The sequence below is a fragment of the Xanthovirga aplysinae genome, from assembly GCF_009711365.1.
GTDB lineage: Bacteria > Bacteroidota > Bacteroidia > Cytophagales > Cyclobacteriaceae > Xanthovirga > Xanthovirga aplysinae.
Genome location: NZ_SMMB01000856.1, coordinates 1 through 4,749, shown reverse-complemented (window position 1 = coordinate 4,749; position 4,749 = coordinate 1). Strand labels below are relative to the sequence as shown.

Annotated in this window: 2 protein-coding genes; both read right to left on the bottom strand. The window is 37.4% G+C overall.

Annotation, left to right across the window (positions count from 1 at the left end; translation table 11 throughout):
- Positions 1–208: 208 nt before the first annotated feature.
- On the bottom strand, positions 209–1,612 hold the full coding sequence (locus E1171_RS06835; protein ID WP_155205263.1) for a RagB/SusD family nutrient uptake outer membrane protein: 1,404 nt from the start codon (positions 1,610–1,612) through the stop codon (positions 209–211).
- 79 nt (positions 1,613–1,691) lie between these two features.
- Positions 1,692–4,673 (bottom strand): SusC/RagA family TonB-linked outer membrane protein, encoded by a 2,982-nt coding sequence (locus E1171_RS06830; RefSeq protein WP_155205262.1) that lies wholly within the window; start codon positions 4,671–4,673, stop codon positions 1,692–1,694.
- Positions 4,674–4,749 lie beyond the last annotated feature (76 nt).

Genomic DNA, 4,749 nt, shown 5'->3' with positions numbered 1-4,749 from the left:
TCAAATAGCAAATCCTCACGAGTCATAACCAAAAGCTATAGCTTTTGGTGTGGATTTTTGGAAAAATTTTGAACATCGACTTTTCTAGAAATCGAGGGCGATAAACAAAAAATTCAACAAGATTGATTAATTCCAAAAATTAAAAAGCCTTCAAAAGATCCTCCTAAGGATTTTTAGGAAGACCTTTATCCTTATTCCTAAATGGTAGTTAATAACCTTTTGTATTTATAAGATTAGGATTACGACTTGTCCATGCTTCGGCAAGAGGCCACCAAAAGTTCTTATCTCCTGCAGGCACGGTCTTCCGTACCTTTATTTCTGCATTCTTTTTCTCATCTTCTGCTTCCACTAATACCATTTCACGTCTATTTCTTCTTAAATCAAATATACGATGCCCTTCAAAAGCCAATTCTTTTCTCCTTTCCTCCAAAATTTCATCAATATCCCCAACGGCTTTTGGGGCGGAATCAGAGGGAAGATATCTTTCTGCCCTAAGTTTATCAATTTCCAGAGCTGCCTCTCCCGTTCTTTCTAATTTATATAATGCCTCTGCCTTATTTAATAATACTTCAGCATATCGTAGAACTTTAGGTGAATGTAAAAAAGGCTCCCCATCAGTTTCGGTAAATTTTATGATAAAAAAAGAACCTGGCTCGTTGGAAACCAAAGTACTATCAACTATTGATCGTCGAACGTCATCTTGATGCCATGAGCTTACCCATGCAGGATTTGCAGTCCAATACCCCTGCCCTCTCACAAAATCATCGGAATTCTTATTCGGAGAGTAGCGACTCCCCAAATGGTCATCAGTATCATTTCCACCCTGTCCTTGCACCATTAAAAATTCCAGAATGGTTTCTTCCCCACCATTTTCCTGAAAATACTTAAAATAATCTTTTGCTTCGGTAAGTGTACCATTAATCAACTCAGCTTCATCTACCACCTTTTGGTAGTATTCCCTTTGGTCTTCACCCGTCAAATACTCATCTGCTTTATACAAAAACACCCTTGTACGCAAGGCATGGATTGCATCCACAGAAGCTTTTGACTTGTCTGTAGTATTTGAAATTAATTTTAATGCTTCATCCAAATCCTTTTCTACCTGCCCATAGATATCAAGCTCACTGTTATCCGTATTGGAAGGTTTAGCGTCGTATGGTAATACTTCTGTTACCAGAGGTACCTGACCAAAGGTTCGGACCAAATCAAAATACACAAAAGCTCGCATAAAATAAGCTTGTCCTTTTTCTTCATCGCTAGCTTGTTCATTAGCAAGTAGGTGATGAATATTAACCAAGACATCATAGGCCTGGGTGTATATCATATCTGCCTCACCAGAACCTTTATCCATATTGTGAATGTTTGCCCAGGAAGAACCTCTTCTTTTTACAATATTATCTGAGCCAACGGCAAACTTCTGGTAAAAATTCCTCCCATAATAGTTATTAACAATCATGCCATAATAAATACCATTTAATTGGGCTTCCGGAATAGTATAAGCTTCTTCTTTACCCAAATAATGATCAGGGGAAACCTCCAACATCTCCTTGCAGGAGGTAAGTATTAGTGACCCAATAAGGGCTATTGCTGTATATAATTTATTTATTTTCATAATTATTTCTCAATTTATTTATCCAAAAAACTGGATATCGAATTTATAAGGGTTACATGCAAAAACTTACATTCCGTTTCTAAAAACCTACGGTAACACCGGCAGAGAATACCTTTCCCTCCGGATATTCAAAATAATTAACTCCATAAGATTTTACGGTTGCCGGGTTAAAGCCAGTGTATTTTGTCCAGGTATATATGTTCTGAGCCAAGGCAAAAACGCTTAATTGACTTAAACGGACCTTTGATAGGGTTTTCGAAGGAAACTTATAACCAAGCCGAACACTCCTAAGGGATAAAAAGCTCCCATCTTCCAGGAACCGGGAAGAACTATTAATATAAATTGTACTATTTCCTAAAACAGGCCGATAAGCCTCATCTCCAGGATTTTCCCAACGGTCCTCCAATGCCATCACGTGAACATTGAGTCCGGTATTCCCATCCGAATCCAAAAATTTTCTACTCCTATTGTAGATTTCATTTCCCAAAGAATAAGTAAATAAAATAGATAAATCGAAACCCTTATAATTGAATGTATTGGTCAATCCTCCTGTGGCAAGGGGCAGTCCACTTCCAAAATGCTTCTTTTCCACGGCATCCTTATCGGTTGAAGCCCATCTACCATCTTTTGTCTGGAAAAATTGATCATCTTCTTTTTCTTCTCCTGTTATATCCCTATTTAAATAAAAAGCAGGCAATCCATTGGCCGGATTTGCACCATAATATTCCCTTAGGAAAAATGTATGAGCAGGAAAACCCTCTTCCACAACGGTAAAGCTAGAACTCTCAAATTGCTCCTCCTCATCATCATACAACTTTAAAACCCTATTTTTTACAAACCCTACGTTAAAGTCAGTAGTCCACTTAAATTCCCCTGCTAAATTTCTTGAAGAAAGTTGCAGCTCAATTCCCTTATTTTCCATTTCCCCAATATTCTGCCACATATCATCAGTACCATGCTCTCTAGGCAAATCTACCTCCACCAATAGCCCGGAAGACAATTCATAAAAGACATCTACATTTAACATCAATCTTTTATTAAACTCAACATCCAATCCGACGTTAGACTTGGTTCTCTTTTCCCAGGTTAAATCAGGATTATTTATCTGATTATAAAGTACTGCATTCTCTCCATTGTAATTCTCAGACACACTGAAAAGATCTCTACTACCATAATGGTCCAGGCGTGCATTACCAGTAGTACCAAAACTGGCCCTTAGTTTAGCTAAACTCAATATAGAACCTGCTAAAAAATCTTCTTCGGAGACCAACCAGGAAGAGCCAAGTGAATAGAAGGTCCCAAATTGATTACCTACACCAAATTTAGAAGACCCATCTCGACGTAAGGATGCGGTGAATGAATATTTATCCTTATAACTATAAGTAGCCTTAGAAAGAAGAGAAACAAATATATATTCACTAAAAAAGCCGTCTTTATCTACAACGTCGGCAGCGGCGCGAAGACTGCTCAAACCTTCCCCAAAACCCTGAGCAATTATTTCCGAGCGTTCCTTATAATAATGTTGATACTCCATTCCTGCAAGAGCATTAATGCGATGTCCTTCACCCAAATTCTTATTATAATGCAGTAAATTAGTTGTAATAAAATTATTTTTAAAGCCATTAAGTACTTCCAGTTCACCATTTACATCCTCTTTAAAACCAGTATACCTGTCCCAGAAATTTCTGTGTATGATGGATTCCATTTTTAAGGAATTGGCTGAGCTCACGGACAAATCATTTGTAAATTCAAAAGAGATTTTATTCCTTAAAGCCAAATTTAAAGCCCTGGAAACATGGTATTTATGAGCATTCTCATAAAGGAAATTAGTTTCCAATTCACTTAAATCCTCCCAAGCACCAATCAAGTTACCTTCTTCATCATAGGGAGAAATAATGGGTTCTGTTACCAAACTATTTTTATTAGGAGATCTATCCGCATATCCATTTCGAGGTTCATTTTGAGTCACATAAGAGATATTAATACTGTTAAACATTTTAAATCGCTCAGAAAGCTTTGTATCCATATTAAAGCGACTAGATAGTCTTTCAAAATCCGAATCTAAAAGGGTTCCTTCTTGCTTGTTATAACCACCACTGATGAAATATTTATTCTTTTTGGTGCCTCCAGAAGCGTTAAACTGATAGTTTTTAAAAGAACCATTGTTCCAGGCCAAATCCAACCAATCTGTGTTCTCATAGCCTTGCTCCATAAATTCAGGAATTGTATCCAGCTTATAAAATTTCACAAATTGATCCGCATCTAATATTTCCATATTACCAAATGTCGGCACAACCACTCCTTGTTCCCCAGAGAAAGTGAATTTCATTTTTCCTTCTTTGCCCCTTTTGGTAGTTACCAAAATAACCCCATTGGCTGCCCTAGAACCATAGATTGCAGTGGCGGAAGCATCTTTCAATATTTTGATTTCTTCAATATCATCTGGGTTTAATGAACCTAAGGGATCTCTCGACACATCAGAACTTGGATAAACTACATTATCGGTATCTACCATTACCCCGTCAATGACATAAAGGGGATCACTGTCAATGGCCAATGACCCAATTCCTCGGAGATATATATCGGGTTTTGTGCCTGGAGCACCGGAATTTGGCCGAATAGCAACTCCAGCTGCTCTACCCATTAAAGCATTTGTGAAATTCGGGGCTTTAACCTTATTAATGTCACTAATTTTTTGAACCTGAGTAACAGGATCCTCCGTTGTGGCATATCCTAACACTACCACTTCTTCCAATTGTTTCGTATCAGGAAGCATCTTTACATCAATGGTTGATCTAGTCCCTACCACTATTTCCTGACTAACCATTCCCACAAATGAAAAAACTAAACTGCTATTATTCCCAACAACTTCTATGGAAAAATTCCCATCAAGATCCGTCAACACTCCATTTGTCGATCCTTTTTCAACCACATTTACACCCGGCAACCCCATCCCATCCTCTCCAGAGGTTACTTTTCCAGAAACTATATCGGATTGAGCCCACACTTTACTAAATAGTGCAAGGCAAAAAATTAAATTAATCAGTATTCTTTTTTTCATAATGGATTTATTATAGTTGATAATTTAATGGGTTAAATTCTGGACTAACAGGAAGTGTTTCATAAAAGATCTAAAA